Annotated in this window: 15 protein-coding genes and 1 tRNA gene; 7 read left to right on the top strand and 9 right to left on the bottom strand. The window is 74.3% G+C overall.

Going from position 1 to position 12,196, the window contains the following annotated elements; genetic code table 11:
* Positions 1 to 2 precede the first annotated feature (2 nt).
* From J3P36_RS13065 to J3P36_RS13075, 3 genes are all read left to right on the top strand, one after another.
* Complete coding sequence (locus J3P36_RS13065) at positions 3 to 581, top strand: GNAT family N-acetyltransferase (protein ID WP_210508652.1); 579 nt, start codon at positions 3 to 5, stop codon at positions 579 to 581.
* A complete protein-coding gene (locus J3P36_RS13070) occupies positions 582 to 2,009 on the top strand; it encodes an amidase (RefSeq protein ID WP_210508653.1) in 1,428 nt (475 codons plus the stop codon).
* A 61-nt stretch (positions 2,010 to 2,070) separates the two neighbouring features.
* Complete coding sequence (locus J3P36_RS13075; RefSeq protein ID WP_210508654.1) at positions 2,071 to 3,012, top strand: siderophore-interacting protein; 942 nt, start codon at positions 2,071 to 2,073, stop codon at positions 3,010 to 3,012.
* Here the strand turns inward: J3P36_RS13075 and J3P36_RS13080 are convergent.
* Genes J3P36_RS13080 through J3P36_RS13100 form a run of 5 tightly spaced genes read right to left on the bottom strand, consistent with a single transcriptional unit; the run spans position 2,972 to position 7,338 of the window.
* Positions 2,972 to 3,877, bottom strand: coding sequence for an SDR family NAD(P)-dependent oxidoreductase (locus J3P36_RS13080; protein WP_210508655.1), 906 nt, complete (start codon positions 3,875 to 3,877; stop codon positions 2,972 to 2,974). The two genes, J3P36_RS13075 and J3P36_RS13080, sit on opposite strands and share 41 nt — an antisense overlap.
* Positions 3,874 to 4,260, bottom strand: coding sequence for a Fe-S oxidoreductase (locus J3P36_RS13085; RefSeq protein ID WP_210508656.1), 387 nt, complete (start codon positions 4,258 to 4,260; stop codon positions 3,874 to 3,876). The genes J3P36_RS13080 and J3P36_RS13085 overlap by 4 nt, the downstream gene beginning before the upstream one ends.
* Positions 4,257 to 5,693, bottom strand: coding sequence for an NAD(P)/FAD-dependent oxidoreductase (locus J3P36_RS13090; RefSeq protein ID WP_210508657.1), 1,437 nt, complete (start codon positions 5,691 to 5,693; stop codon positions 4,257 to 4,259). The genes J3P36_RS13085 and J3P36_RS13090 overlap by 4 nt, the downstream gene beginning before the upstream one ends.
* A 20-nt stretch (positions 5,694 to 5,713) precedes the next feature.
* Positions 5,714 to 6,505, bottom strand: coding sequence for a crotonase/enoyl-CoA hydratase family protein (locus J3P36_RS13095; RefSeq protein WP_210508658.1), 792 nt, complete (start codon positions 6,503 to 6,505; stop codon positions 5,714 to 5,716).
* Between the two features lie 11 nt (positions 6,506 to 6,516).
* On the bottom strand, positions 6,517 to 7,338 hold the full coding sequence (locus tag J3P36_RS13100; RefSeq protein WP_307807093.1) for an arginase family protein: 822 nt from the start codon (positions 7,336 to 7,338) through the stop codon (positions 6,517 to 6,519).
* 188 nt (positions 7,339 to 7,526) lie between these two features.
* Here J3P36_RS13100 and J3P36_RS16640 point away from each other — a divergent pair, with 188 nt between their 5' ends.
* Positions 7,527 to 7,658: a hypothetical protein gene (locus J3P36_RS16640; protein WP_282595183.1), complete on the top strand. Its 132-nt coding sequence runs from the start codon at positions 7,527 to 7,529 to the stop codon at positions 7,656 to 7,658.
* Positions 7,659 to 7,660: 2 nt separating this feature from the next.
* On the opposite strand, the gene J3P36_RS13105 is transcribed toward J3P36_RS16640, so the two are convergent.
* The 4 genes from J3P36_RS13105 to J3P36_RS13120 all read right to left on the bottom strand — a co-directional run bounded on the left by J3P36_RS13105 (position 7,661) and on the right by J3P36_RS13120 (position 9,506).
* A complete protein-coding gene (locus tag J3P36_RS13105; RefSeq protein WP_210508659.1) occupies positions 7,661 to 7,900 on the bottom strand; it encodes a hypothetical protein in 240 nt (79 codons plus the stop codon).
* Positions 7,901 to 8,007: 107 nt separating this feature from the next.
* Positions 8,008 to 8,079, bottom strand: a tRNA-Arg gene (locus J3P36_RS13110).
* A 65-nt stretch (positions 8,080 to 8,144) separates the two neighbouring features.
* A complete protein-coding gene (locus tag J3P36_RS13115) occupies positions 8,145 to 8,792 on the bottom strand; it encodes an NADPH-dependent F420 reductase (RefSeq protein ID WP_210508883.1) in 648 nt (215 codons plus the stop codon).
* Positions 8,793 to 8,909: 117 nt separating this feature from the next.
* Positions 8,910 to 9,506: an iron ABC transporter ATP-binding protein gene (locus tag J3P36_RS13120; protein WP_210508660.1), complete on the bottom strand. Its 597-nt coding sequence runs from the start codon at positions 9,504 to 9,506 to the stop codon at positions 8,910 to 8,912.
* 208 nt (positions 9,507 to 9,714) lie between these two features.
* On the opposite strand from J3P36_RS13120, the gene argS reads away from it, so the two are divergent.
* The 3 genes from argS to J3P36_RS13135 are packed head-to-tail and all read left to right on the top strand — an operon-like array spanning position 9,715 to position 12,176.
* Positions 9,715 to 11,391 (top strand): arginine--tRNA ligase, encoded by a 1,677-nt coding sequence (gene argS / locus J3P36_RS13125; protein ID WP_307807094.1) that lies wholly within the window; start codon positions 9,715 to 9,717, stop codon positions 11,389 to 11,391.
* Complete coding sequence (locus J3P36_RS16410) at positions 11,388 to 11,903, top strand: LmeA family phospholipid-binding protein (protein ID WP_210508662.1); 516 nt, start codon at positions 11,388 to 11,390, stop codon at positions 11,901 to 11,903. The genes argS and J3P36_RS16410 overlap by 4 nt, the downstream gene beginning before the upstream one ends.
* Before the next feature lie 45 nt (positions 11,904 to 11,948).
* Positions 11,949 to 12,176: a hypothetical protein gene (locus tag J3P36_RS13135; protein WP_210508663.1), complete on the top strand. Its 228-nt coding sequence runs from the start codon at positions 11,949 to 11,951 to the stop codon at positions 12,174 to 12,176.
* The last annotated feature ends 20 nt before the right edge of the window (positions 12,177 to 12,196 follow it).

Consider the following 12,196-nt stretch of genomic DNA (forward strand, 5'->3'; position numbering starts at 1 on the left):
AGGTGCTCGAAGAGGAATACGAGCAGCGGCGCGTGCTGCCGCGGCACCTGCGCAAGCAGCCCGAGCCGGAGGCCCCGTTCTCGTTCGAGATCCGGGCGGCCACCCCGCGCGACCTGCCCGACGTCCGTGAGATCTACAACTACTACGTGACCAACAGCGTCGTCACCTTCGACGAGGACGCGATGTCGCTCCGGGAGTGGCGGTCGAAGTTCGCCTACCTCGCGAAGCTCGGGATGCCCTTCCTCGTCGCCGTCTCGCCGAGCCAGCAGGTGCTCGGCTACGCCCTCGTGAGCCCCTGGAAGCAGAAGCGCGCCTACCGCTACACGGTCGAGAGCTCCATCTACCTGCGGCCGGCCGCGACCGGCAAGGGTCTCGGCCGCGCCCTGCTCGCCGCGCTCATCGAGCGGTCGCGGGAGGCGGGGCTCAAGGAGATGCTCGCCGTCGTCGCCGACAAGGGCGCGGAGGGCTCCCTCCGGCTGCACGAGGCGTTCGGCTTCACCGAGATCGGCCGGATGGGCCGCGTCGGGTTCAAGTTCGACCGGTGGCTCGGCACGGTGCTGCTGCAGAAGAGCCTCAAGTAGGTGTTCGAGCTCCACCACCTCAGCGCCCAGGACCAGTGGGACTGGCTGCAGCGGGGCGACGTCTCGCCCGTCGAGCTCGCCGAGCACTACCTGCGCCGCATCGAGCGGCTCAACCCCGAGCTCGGCGCCCTCTCCCGGGTCGACGCCGACGCCGCGCTGCAGCGCGCCCGGGAGGTGGCGGCACTGCCGCACTCGGTCGAGCTGTGGGGGCTCCCGTTCGCCGAGAAGGAGCTCTCCCGCCGCGCCGGGCACCCGGCCACGGGCGGCTCACGCTTCTTCGCCGGCACCCTCGCGGAGGAGACCGACGCGATCGTCCGCGTGCTCGACGCGGCGGGAGCCGTGAGCCTCGGGGCCACCACCGCGCCCGAGTTCGGCTTCCCCTCCTACACCGAGCCGATCGGCCGCCCACCCGCCCGCAACCCGTACGACGTGCGGCTCGGCGCCGGCGGGTCGAGCGGCGGAGCGGCGGTCGCGGTGGCCGCCGGGCTCCTGCCCTTCGCTCCGGGCAGCGACGGCGGGGGATCCGTCCGCATCCCCGCCGCCGCCACCGGACTCGTCGGGATCAAGCCCTCGCGCGGCCTGGTGCCCGCGGCGGCCGTCGCCGACAGCCTCGCCGGGCTCGTCGTGCCCGGCCCCCTCGCCCGGTCCGTCCCCGACGCCGCGATGCTCCTCGACGCGATGACCGCCCGCCGCGGCGAGGCGGTCGAGTACCCGATGACGCTGCGGGCGCCCGACCCCGGGCGGCTGCTCGGGGTCGCGGTGCGCGGCGAGGGACGCTTCGCGATCGGGCGCACCCTGCAGAGCCCGTGGGACGACGCCCACGAGATCGTCGTCTCGCCCGAGGCGAGGGACGCGCTCCGGCTCGCGGAGGAGGCGCTCACCGAGCTGGGTCACGGCATCGAGGACGTGGGCATGCCCGACTCGAGCGACTACCCCGCCGCATTCCGGACGATCTGGCAGGCGGGGGCCGCGACGCTGCCCGTGCCCGACGCCGCGCTCGACGAGGTGGAGCCGCTCTCGGCGTGGCTCATCCGCGCCGGGCGCGCCCTCACCGCCGCCGACCTCGCCGGCGCCCTCGCCGCCCTCGGCCGCTACGAGCGGGCCGTGCTCGAGCGGCTCTTCCTCCGGCCCCGCCTCGACGCGGTGCTCACACCGGCCACCGCCCTCCCCCCGCGGCCGATCGGCTGGTGGGACCTCGAGGACGGGGCGCGCAACTTCGAGCAGCAGGTGCAGTACACCCCGTTCACGTCCTTCGTGAACGCGACCGGCCTGCCCGCCATCGTCCTCCCCGTCGCCACCACCGAGGAGGGGCTGCCGATGGGGGTCCAGCTCATCGGGCGGCCCGGGGGAGAGGCGGTGCTCGTGTCCATCGGCCGTCAGCTGGAGCGCCGCCTCAGCTGGCAGCGCCGGCACCCGCCGCACTGGTAGAGGTCACCGGAAGGTGCGGATCTCCTGTTGCACACGGAGGTGCGCGAGGTAAGGTTAGGCAATGCTTACCTCGCTCGCCCCGGCGCGGCCGCGCCCCGCGTATCGGCCGTTCCGGGTCAGCGTCCGCCGCATCGACCGGCTCACCCCCTCGTTCTTCCGCGTCACGTTCGCGGGCCCGGACCTCGTCGACTTCGGCACCGCCGGACTCGACCAGCGCGTCAAGCTGCTGCTGCCTCTGCCCGGCCTCGGCTACGACCACCTCGGCGTCGACGACCCGGAAGTGCTCGAGAGCGGCGACTGGTACGTGCGCTGGCGGGAGCTCCCCGACTCGCACCGCAACCCGCTGCGCACCTACACGGTGCGCGCCGTCCGCCCCGAGCAGGGCGAGGTCGACGTCGACTTCGCCGCCCACGGCGACATCGGACCCGCATCCGCCTGGGTCCGCCGCGCCGAGGTGGGGGACGAGCTCGTGATCGTCGGCCCCGACTCCCGCAGCGAGGACCCGACCGTCGGCATCGAGTGGAAGCCGGGCTCGGCGACGAGCCTGCTCCTCGTCGGCGACGAGACCGCGGTGCCCGCCATCTCGGCGATCCTCGAGTCGCTGCCCGCCGGCACCCCCGCGACCGCGATCCTCGAGGTGCCGTGCACCGACGACGCGCTGCTGCTCGACGTGCCGGCCTCGGTCTCGGTGACCTGGCTGTGCCGGGACGGCGCACCTGTCGGGGCCGTCCTCGAGCCCGCCGTCCGCGAGTGGATCGCCGGGCACCTGGCCGCCGCCGCGCAGGCCGCCGCACGCGAGGAGCTCGCCGACATCGACATCGACTCGTCGGTGCTGTGGGAGACCCCGGTCGAGCCGCCGACCGCCGCGCTCTACGCCTGGATGGCGGGCGAGGCGGGCGTCATCAAGGACCTCCGCCGATTCCTCGTGCGCGAGTGCGGCCTCGACCGCCGCCAGGTCGCGTTCATGGGGTACTGGCGGGAGGGCCGGGCCGAAGCGGCCTGAGGCCCGTCCGCTCCTCTGCGACCCGCCGGAGACGGCGCGCGACCGTCGCGTCCCGTGCCTGCGGCGAGGTCGGGCCGTCCGCGGTCAGCCGGGTGAAGTAGGTGCCCGTCGGTGAGCCGACGTCCGGTGCCGTGGCGAGCCGCACCAGAGGCTCGGCGCCCTGCTCGGGACTGATGCCGTAGCGCCCGCCGGTCAGGGCCGACGCCACCGCGAAGGATCGCGTGTGCTTCCCGAAGCGGGTCCGGACGAGGCCGGGGTGGAACGAGTAGGACGCGACCCCGGTGGCCGCGAGCCGGCGGGCCAGGTCGCGGGCGAGCGCGATGTTCGCGAGCTTCGCCTGGTTGTACGCCGTCCAGCCGCCGAGCCAGGGCCGGCGCTCCACGTCCAGGTCGTCGAACCGGATCCGGCCGCCGAGGTTGGCGGCGCTCGCGGTCGCGACCACCCGCACCGAACCCGCCGGCTCCCCCTCCGCCGTCTCGAGGAGGCGGGGGAGGAGCAGCTCGGTGAGCAGGAAGCCGCCGAGCACCGACTCCTGCAGGGTGCGCTCGCTGCCGTCGACGGTCCGCTCCCGGCGTGGGTTGATGCCGCCTGCGTTGTTCGCGAGCACGTGGATGCGCGGGTAGCGCTCGAGCAGCCGCTCCGCGAGGTCCCGCACCTCGTGCAGACGGCCGTAGTCGGCGGTGAACGCCTCGGCGCCGAGCTGCGCGGCCGTCCGGCGCGTGCGCTCCTCGTTCCGGCCGACGAGCGCGACGGTGCCGCCGAGCGTGGTGATCGCCCTCGCCGCGGCGGCGCCGATGCCGGAGCTGCCGCCGGTGATCACGACCACCCGGCCGGACGCGTCGCCGGGCGGCGGGAGCCGCCTCACGCGCGCCGGCCGCGACGCACGTAGCCGCCGTCCTCGAGGCCGGCCTCGATCTCGAACCGGTTGCGGAGCGGATCGGTGCCCGCGAGCAGGTAGAGGACCGGCATCCACAGCCCGAGGCGCCGCCACTGCTCCACATGCACGCGCTCGTGCCGGAGGACGCCGGGGGAGTCGTTGTCGCGAGTGAGGTAGACGCGCCCCACGGTCGTGCCGCCGCGGCGGAACGCCCAGCGGGGCAGGCCGGTGAGGACGATGAGGTCGCCCTCGACGCGCACGCGCCCGGTGGAGAGGGGCAGGCCCCAGACGAGCGCCACGAGGGTCGCGTAGCGGAACCCGAGCTCGCGCAGCGGGCGCGGCCGCGGGGGCCGGCCGGTGTCGGTGGTCATGCGTCGGGCCTCCCGTACTCCTCCAGCAGCCGCAGCCACACCTCGCTGATCGTCGGATACGAGGGGACCGCGTGCCACAGCCGCCGCAGCGGCACCTCCCCGACGACGGCGATGGTCGCCGAGTGCAGCAGCTCGGCGACGTCCTGGCCGGCGAACGTCGCGCCGAGGACGACCTCCCGCTCGGCGTCGACGACGAGCCGGGCGCGGCCGGTGTAGCCGTCCGCCGCGAGCGACGAGCCGGCGACAGCGCCGAGGTCGTAGTCGACGACGCGGACGGGCAGCCCGGCCTCCCGCGCCGACTTCTCGGTCCTGCCGACGGAGGCGACCTCGGGGTCGGTGAAGGTGACCTGGGGCACTGCGCCGTCGTCGGCGCTGGCGACGTGCAGGCCGAAGCGTCCGTCGTCGATCCTGCGTCCCCGGGCGCGGGCGGCGATCGCCTCGCCGGCGGCCCGGCCCTGGTACTTGCCCTGGTGCGTGAGGAGGGCGCGGCGGTTGACGTCGCCCGTGGCGTAGAGCCACGGGTCGCCGTCGTTCGTTCCCGCCCGGACGAGCAGCGTGTCGTCGACGTCGAGCCAGGAGCCGTCCTCCAGCCCGACGCTTCCGAGGCCCAGGTCGTCGGTGCGCGGGCGGCGTCCGGTCGCGACCAGCAGCTCGTCCGCGGTGACGGAGGTGCCGTCGTCGAGCTCGAGGGTGACGCCGGAAGCGGTCCGCTCCGCACGCACGGCGCTGACGCCGGTCTTCACGGTGGCGCCCGCCGAGCGCAGCTGATCGGTGACCAGCTCTCCCGCGAAGGGCTCCAGCGCGCTGAGGACCGTGCTGCGGGCGAGCAGGGTCACCTCGCTGCCGAGGGCCGTGTAGGCGGTCGCCATCTCCGCGCCGACGGTGCCGCCACCGAGGATCGCGAGCGAGCGGGGGACCGACTTCGCCTCCGTCGCCTCGCGGCTCGTCCAGGGGTCCGTCTCGAGCAGTCCCGGCACGTCGGGGAGGAGCGCGGCGCTGCCGGTGGCGACGGCGACCGCGGCGGTCGCGACCAGCTCCACCGTCGCGCCGTCCGGGGTGGTCACCTCGACGGTGCGCACCCCGGTGATGCGGCCGTGCCCGCGGACGAGGTCGATGCCCGCGCCCTTCAGCCAGTCCACCTGGCTGCCGTCGTCCCAGTCGTGCACGAACGAGTCGCGGCGGCGCAGCACCGCGGCGGCGTCGAGCGTGCCGGTCACCGCCTCGGCGGCGCCCGCAACGCGGCGCGCGCCGTCGAGGGCGAAGCCGGGACGCAGCATCGCCTTGGAGGGGATGCACGCCCAGTACGAGCACTCGCCGCCGACGAGCTCGCTCTCGACGATCACGGCGGACAGGCCGCGCTTCTGCGCGTAGTCGGCCACGTTCTCGCCGACGGGACCGGCGCCGATCACGATCAGGTCGTAGGTCCTCGTCATGCGTCCTCCTCGCGGGTGGGTCAGCGCCCCTGGTAGTTCGGAGCCGTGCGGCTGAGGAAGGCGGCCATGCCGGTGCGCGCATCCTCGGTGGCCGAGAGCCGGGCCAGCTCGCCCGGCAGCCGCTCGATGGCGGCGCGGTCGCCCTCGCGCACGGCGAGCTTGGCGTTCGCGAGGGTGGCGCGCACGGCGAGCGGCGCCTGGGCCGCGATGCGCTCGGCCAGCTCCAGGGCGCGGTCGAGCTGCGCGCCGTGCGGCACGACCTCCTGCACGAGACCCATCCGGTGCGCCTCGGCGGCGTCGAACAGTTCGCCGGTCAGCATCCACCGCATCGCGTCGCCCCAGCCGACGGCGCGCGGGAAGCGGAGGGTCGCGCCGCCGAAGGGCAGGATCGCGCGGCTCACCTCGATCTGACCGAACCGGGTGGAGTCGGCCGCGATCGTGAGGTCGGACGCGAGGATCAGCTCGACGCCGAGGGTGAGGCACGTGCCCTGCACCGCGACGAGGACGGGCTTGTCGAGCACAGGTCCGGTCAGCTGCCAGGGGTCGACGCCCCCCTCGGGGATCAGGTCGAGACCGTCCGCGAGGCGAGGGGCCAGGTCGGCGAGGTCGAGCCCGCCCGTGAAGTGGTCTCCGGCCGCGTGCACGACGGCGACGCGCAGCGCGTCGTCGCGCGCGTACTCGCCGTAGGCCAGCGCGAGCTCCTGCAGCATCCGCAGGTCGGCCGCGTTGCGCTTGGCGGGCCGGTCGAGGCCGATGAGGAGCACGGCGCCGCGCCGCTCGATGATCACCCGCGGCGCGGCCTCGTCGTCCATCGGCTTCTTCCTCAGGCGGCCGTCAGTGCGGACAGCAGCCGCAGCACGGTGGGCAGGTCCTCGGAGGCGGCGTCGGGGCCGTCCGGGGAGAACATGGCGATGCCGGCTCCGGCGAGCGGGAAGCGGGCGACGAGCGCGCGCAGCTCCGCGACGAGCTCGGGGAGTCCGACGCCGAACGGCTGCGGCTCGGCGACGTTCGCGAGGACGCCGGGGTCGAGCACGTCGAGGTCGATGTGCACGTATACGGAGGTCGCGCCGGTGGCCGCGACCGCGTCCGCGAGGGCGGTGCCGGTGAGGGCGTCGACCGGAAGGACCGGGATGCCGCGGGCGTCGATCAGCTCGCTCTCGTCGTCGTCGATCGAGCGGGTGCCGGCCAGCACGAGCCGGTCGGCGGGCAGGGCGGGGTCGGCGGCGAGGCCGTCCGCTCCCTCGCCGAGGATGGCGCGGGCGACGGTGCCGCAGAAGGCGCGGGGACGTGCGGCGTCCACGGCGCCGAGGTCGGGGTGCGCGTCGAGCCAGACGACGGCCGGTGCATCGCCGTCCCTCCGCAGTGCGTGCTCGACGGCGGCGAGCTCGACCCCGCAGTCGCCGCCGATGACGATCGCCGGCTCGTCGCTGCCGCTCAGGGTCTCGGCGACGCGGTCGTGCACGAGCCGCAGCGAGCTGAACCGGGCGACCCCGGTGTCGAGCGCCTCACCGGCGCCGAGCGGCACCTCGACCGAGACGGTGCGGGAGGAGGGCAGGTCGCCCGCGATGGCGGTCGCGCCGTCCGCCAACCTCATGGCCCGGGCGGAGCCGGACCCCTGCCACTGGGGGACCACGACGAACCTCACCCTGCCGAGGCTATCCGACCCCGACGTCCGGCCGAGTGCGCCCGCGAACACCGAGTGCGGCCCGTGCACCGGGCGCAGTCGGTGCGCCGGGGCGCACTCGGCGCACCGTTCCGCCGGATTCGCGGGGCGTGTCGCTCCGTGACGGGTGCTTCACCTGCGTGAAACACACTGCCGATACGCTTCGGCATATGGATCCGCTGTCCGCCGTCACCCGATGGCTCCGCGTGCAGCACGCGGGCATCCCACGCTGGTTCCTCGGCTTCGTCGCCGTGCTGGTGGGCGTCATCGTCACCGTGCTCATCACCCACTGGGGGCGGTGAGCTCAGAGCAGGTCGTCGTCGACGACCGGGCGCCGGCCGTCGCTTGCGAAACGGGTCGAGTGCGTCTCGCCGATCTCGTGCCGCACGGCGATCAGCTCCTGCTCGAGCTCCGCGATCGCGGTGAGCAGCACGCCCGCGACCGCATCCTGCTTCCCGGCGGCCCGGGCGGCGAGCAGTGCGCGCTGTGCCCGGCGGGCGACGGTGAGGTGTTCGGGCAGGTCCGCGCCGAGATCCGAGGCCATGGGTCGTCCTTCCGGTAGTCGGGCGCGAGGCCCGGGGTAGCCCGACCCTAGCCGCCCGGGAACGCGAGAGGGCCCGGCCGAAGCCGAGCCCTCTCGTGTTCCTTCTGCGCCCCCAGCAAGATTCGAACTTGCGCCCCTGCCTCCGGAGGGCAGTGCTCTATCCCCTGAGCTATGGGGGCTCGGTGGGACCGATCAAGGCTAGCACCCGGCCGGCCCCGGAGCCGACCGGGCGCCCGCCCTGCGGTCACATGTCGCGGTAGCGCCGGGCCTGGGCCAGGTGCTCGCGCAGCTGGTTCGCGTCGTCCCGCTTGACGTAGCCGGGGGTGTCGCGCTGGATGCGCCAGCCCTCGGCGAGGGGACCGAGGTCGACGACGTCGAAGCCGAACTCGTCGATGATGCCGCCCACGGTGGCTCGGGCCACCGGGTCGTCGCCCGCGACGATGAGCGCCCGGCGGTGCGGCGTGCCGGGGGCGGTGGAGTCGGTGGTCAGGTCGGGGGCGCCGATGTGGTTGAAGGCCTTCACCACGCGGGAGGTGGGCAGGTGCGCCTGCAGCAGCTCGGCGGTGGTGGTCGACTCGTCGTCGAGCTCCGGGATGGAGCCGTCGCGCCGCGGGTAGTAGTTGTTCGTGTCGATCACGATCTTGCCGGCGAGCGGCTCGACGGGGACCGTGCCGATGTTCTTCAGGGGGATCGTGACGACGACCACGTCGCCCGCGGCGGCCGCCTCCTCCGGCGTCGCCGCCCGGGCGTGCTCACCGAGCTCCGCGACGAGGTCGGCGAGCGTCTCCGGCCCCCGCGAGTTGGCGATCACCACCTCGTAGCCGCTGCGGACGGCGAGACGGGCGAGCTGGGATCCGATACGGCCGGCCCCGATGAGGCCGATGGTGTGCACTCCTGCGACGGTCATGCTCGCGCCAACCGGGCCGCAGGCCGACCTATTCCGGCGGGGGCATTCCGCGGGGAGCGAGCCGGGCTGGGCGGGCGCGCGGGCGGCAGGCCGGCCCGGGGGTCAGCCGAGGTGGGACTTGACCGCGGTGATGAGCGACTCGGCGTCGCCGGGCTCGAAGAACTCCACCGAGCGGGCGACGATCCAGTAGTCGCCGGAGAAGACGTTGGCGGTGCCGACGCCGTCCTTGTTCTCGAAGTAGTCGACGCCGCCGTAGGTGGGCACGGGGGGCGTCGTCATGACGAGCTCGTTCTGGAGCTTCTCGATGTCCTCGGCGGCGAGGTGGGCGACCGCGATCTCGACGGTGTCGCCGCTCGACAGGTTCACCCAGCCGCACACGGCCCCGTCGTAGGACGCGATGAGCTCGGCGTCCGAACCGGGCGCGGGCGTGTAGTCGGGATTCGCCGCGTAGTTCGGGTTGAACTCGTAGAGGTCGTCCAGGGTGACGAGCTCGTCGCACGTCTGGGTGACCGGCGTGGCCGTGGGGCCGGTCGGCGTGGGGGTGGGCGTGGGCTCGGGCTCGGTGCCCGGGGTGTCCACGACCGGCGCGGGCGAACCGGAAGCCGACGGGGTCACCGGCTGCACCGGGTTCGACGTGCAGCCCGCGAGGCTCAGCATGCCGAGCACCACCACCGTCGCCGTGATCGCGCGTACCGCCACTGTCGGATCCCCCTCCGTGCACCCGCCGGGGCGTCCGCCGGTCGCGCCGGCGAGCCTCCGGCGGCATCCGCAGAAGGGTAGCAACGGGCGGCCCCTCCGCCGGGAGGGACGCGCGGCCCGTGCGTCCCGGCGTTCCGTTCGCCGAGGGCGCGTCAGCGGGGTCCGCGCCGCACGCGCCGCTCCGGCACACGTTCTAGGCTTGACCCCCGTGACTCCCGCCGCCCTCGCCGACACCGTCGCCCGCCTCGTCACCGAAGCCGCGGCCCGACGAGGGGTCGCGGACGTCACTCCGAGCCCCGCCGAGGTCGCCCTCGAGCGGCCCCGCAACCGCGAGCACGGCGACTGGGCGAGCAACGTGGCCATGCGTTTCGGCAAGCGGCTCGGTGTCGCGCCCCGCGAGCTCGCCGCGGAGCTCGCCTCGGGCATCGCCGCCGTCGACGGCGTGCGCGCCGTGGACGTCGCCGGTCCCGGCTTCATCAACATCACCCTCGACACGGCCGCCGCGGGCGGGCTCGCGCGCACCATCGTCGACGGGGCGGGGGAGTACGGCCGCGGGGACGCGCTCGCCGGCGTGCGGATGAACCTCGAGTTCGTGTCCGCGAACCCGACGGGCCCGATCCACCTCGGCGGCACCCGGTGGGCCGCGGTGGGCGACAGCCTCGCGCGCATCCTGCAGGCGCAGGGCGCCGACGTGACCCGTGAGTACTACTTCAACGACCACGGCGCCCAGATCGACCGGTTCAGCCGCAGCCTCCTCGCCTCCTTCCTCGGCGAGCCGACGCCCGAGGACGGCTACGCCGGCGGGTACATCGCCGACATCGCGGCCCGGGTCGTCACCGACTACCCGGGCGACCTCGCCGCACTGCCCCGCGACGAGGCGCAGGAGGTGTTCCGCGCGGTCGGCGTCGAGCTGATGTTCGGCGACATCCGGGCCCAGCTGCACGACTTCGGCGTCGACTTCGACGTCTACTTCCACGAGAACTCGCTGCACGAGACCGGAGCCGTCGAGCACGCCGTCGCCCGCCTCCGCGAGCTCGGCCACATCTACGACGCCGACGGCGCCGTGTGGCTGCGCACCACCGAGTTCGGCGACGACCGCGACAGGGTCGTCATCAAGAGCGACGGGGAGGCCGCGTACATCGCGGGCGACCTCGCCTACTACCTGAACAAGCGCGAGCGCGGGTTCGAGCGGAACATCATCATGCTCGGCGCCGACCACCACGGCTACATCGGCCGCCTCATGGCGGCGGTCGCCGCGTTCGGCGACACCCCGTGGGTGAACCTCGAGATCCTCATCGGGCAGCTCGTGAACCTCGTCAAGGACGGTCAGCCGGTCCGGATGAGCAAGCGCGCCGGCAACGTCGTCACCATGGAGGACCTCGTCGAGGCGGTCGGCGTGGACGCCGCCCGGTACGCGCTCGTGCGCTCCTCCGCCGACTCCCAGCTCGACGTCGACCTCGACCTGCTCGCGAAGCACACCAACGACAACCCCGTCTACTACGTGCAGTACGCGCACGCCCGCACGTGCGCGGTGGACCGCAACGCGGCCTCGGCGGGCGTGAACCGCGTCGAGGGCGGCGAGCCCGCCTTCGACCCGGCGACCCTCGGCCACGAGACGGAGTCGGTGCTGCTCGGGGTGCTGCAGGAGTTCCCGCGCATCCTCGCCCAGGCCGCGGAGCTGCGCGAGCCGCACCGGGTCGCGCGCTACCTCGAGGAGCTCGCGGGCGCCTACCACCGCTGGTACGACAGCTGCCGCGTCATCCCGCTCGGCGACGCGCCGATCGAGGACGTGCACCGCAGCCGGCTGTGGCTCAACGACGCCGTCGGCCAGGTCCTGCGCTCCGGCCTCGGCCTGCTCGGCGTCTCGGCGCCGGAGCGGATGTGACCTCCGGCGAGGAGCAGCAGCGGGCGATCCGCTATCGGGACGCGAGCCCGCGCCGTCGCCGCCGTCTCTGGCTGATCGCCCCGCTGGCCGTCCTGGTCGTCCTCGCGGTCCTCGCCGTCGTGCTCGGCATCGCCGCCCGGGCCTGGGCGGAGGGCTACATCGCCGAGGAGGTGGAGCGGAACCTGCCCGAGGGCGTCGAGGGCGACGTCGACGCCCGCCTGGGCGGCGTCTCCCTCGTCGCCCAGTACCTGAGCGGCCGCCTGGACGACGTGCGCCTCACCTCCGAGAACCTCGAGGTGCAGGGGGTTCCCGTCGAGGCGCGGGTGGAGCTCGAGGGAGTGCCGGTGGACCGCTCGCAGCCGGTCGAGCGCGCGACCGGCAGCGTCCGGCTCGACGAGCGAGCGGTGCAGGCGATCCTCACCGCGCAGGGCTATCCCGGCACCGCCGCCATCGCGGACGGCGGCATCGTGTACACCGACGACGCCCAGCTGTTCGGTGCGACGGTCGAGTAAGAGATCACCGCGCGGCCCAACCTCGAGGGCGGTCGGCTCGACCTCGTGCCGACCTCGGCCGCCGTCCGCAGCGGCGACGTCGACCTCGACGCGAGCGCCCTCCTCGACCGGGTGGCGCCGGACGGCCTGTCCGTCTGCCTCGCCGAGTACCTGCCCGACACCATCGTGCTCGACTCGCTGCAGGTCGGCGACGGCTCCGCCCGCGTCACCTTCTCGGGCGAGGACGTCGTGCTCACCGAGCAGGGGCTCGCTCAGCGCGGGGCCTGCACCTGACGGCGCGCCGCCGTTCGGTA

It is taken from the genome of Naasia sp. SYSU D00057 (assembly GCF_017916505.1).
In the GTDB taxonomy this organism is placed as follows: domain Bacteria; phylum Actinomycetota; class Actinomycetes; order Actinomycetales; family Microbacteriaceae; genus Naasia.

Excerpts from the sequence above, each read along its gene's own strand:
- J3P36_RS13075 (WP_210508654.1), top strand. The coding sequence starts at position 2,071 with ATGCTTACCTCGCTCGCCCCGGCGCGGCCGCGCCCCGCGTATCGGCCG.
- J3P36_RS13085 (WP_210508656.1), bottom strand. The coding sequence starts at position 4,260 with ATGACCACCGACACCGGCCGGCCCCCGCGGCCGCGCCCGCTGCGCGAG.
- J3P36_RS13090 (WP_210508657.1), bottom strand. The coding sequence starts at position 5,693 with ATGACGAGGACCTACGACCTGATCGTGATCGGCGCCGGTCCCGTCGGC.
- J3P36_RS13095 (WP_210508658.1), bottom strand. The coding sequence starts at position 6,505 with ATGGACGACGAGGCCGCGCCGCGGGTGATCATCGAGCGGCGCGGCGCC.
- J3P36_RS16640 (WP_282595183.1), top strand. The coding sequence starts at position 7,527 with ATGGATCCGCTGTCCGCCGTCACCCGATGGCTCCGCGTGCAGCACGCG.
- J3P36_RS13105 (WP_210508659.1), bottom strand. The coding sequence starts at position 7,900 with ATGGCCTCGGATCTCGGCGCGGACCTGCCCGAACACCTCACCGTCGCC.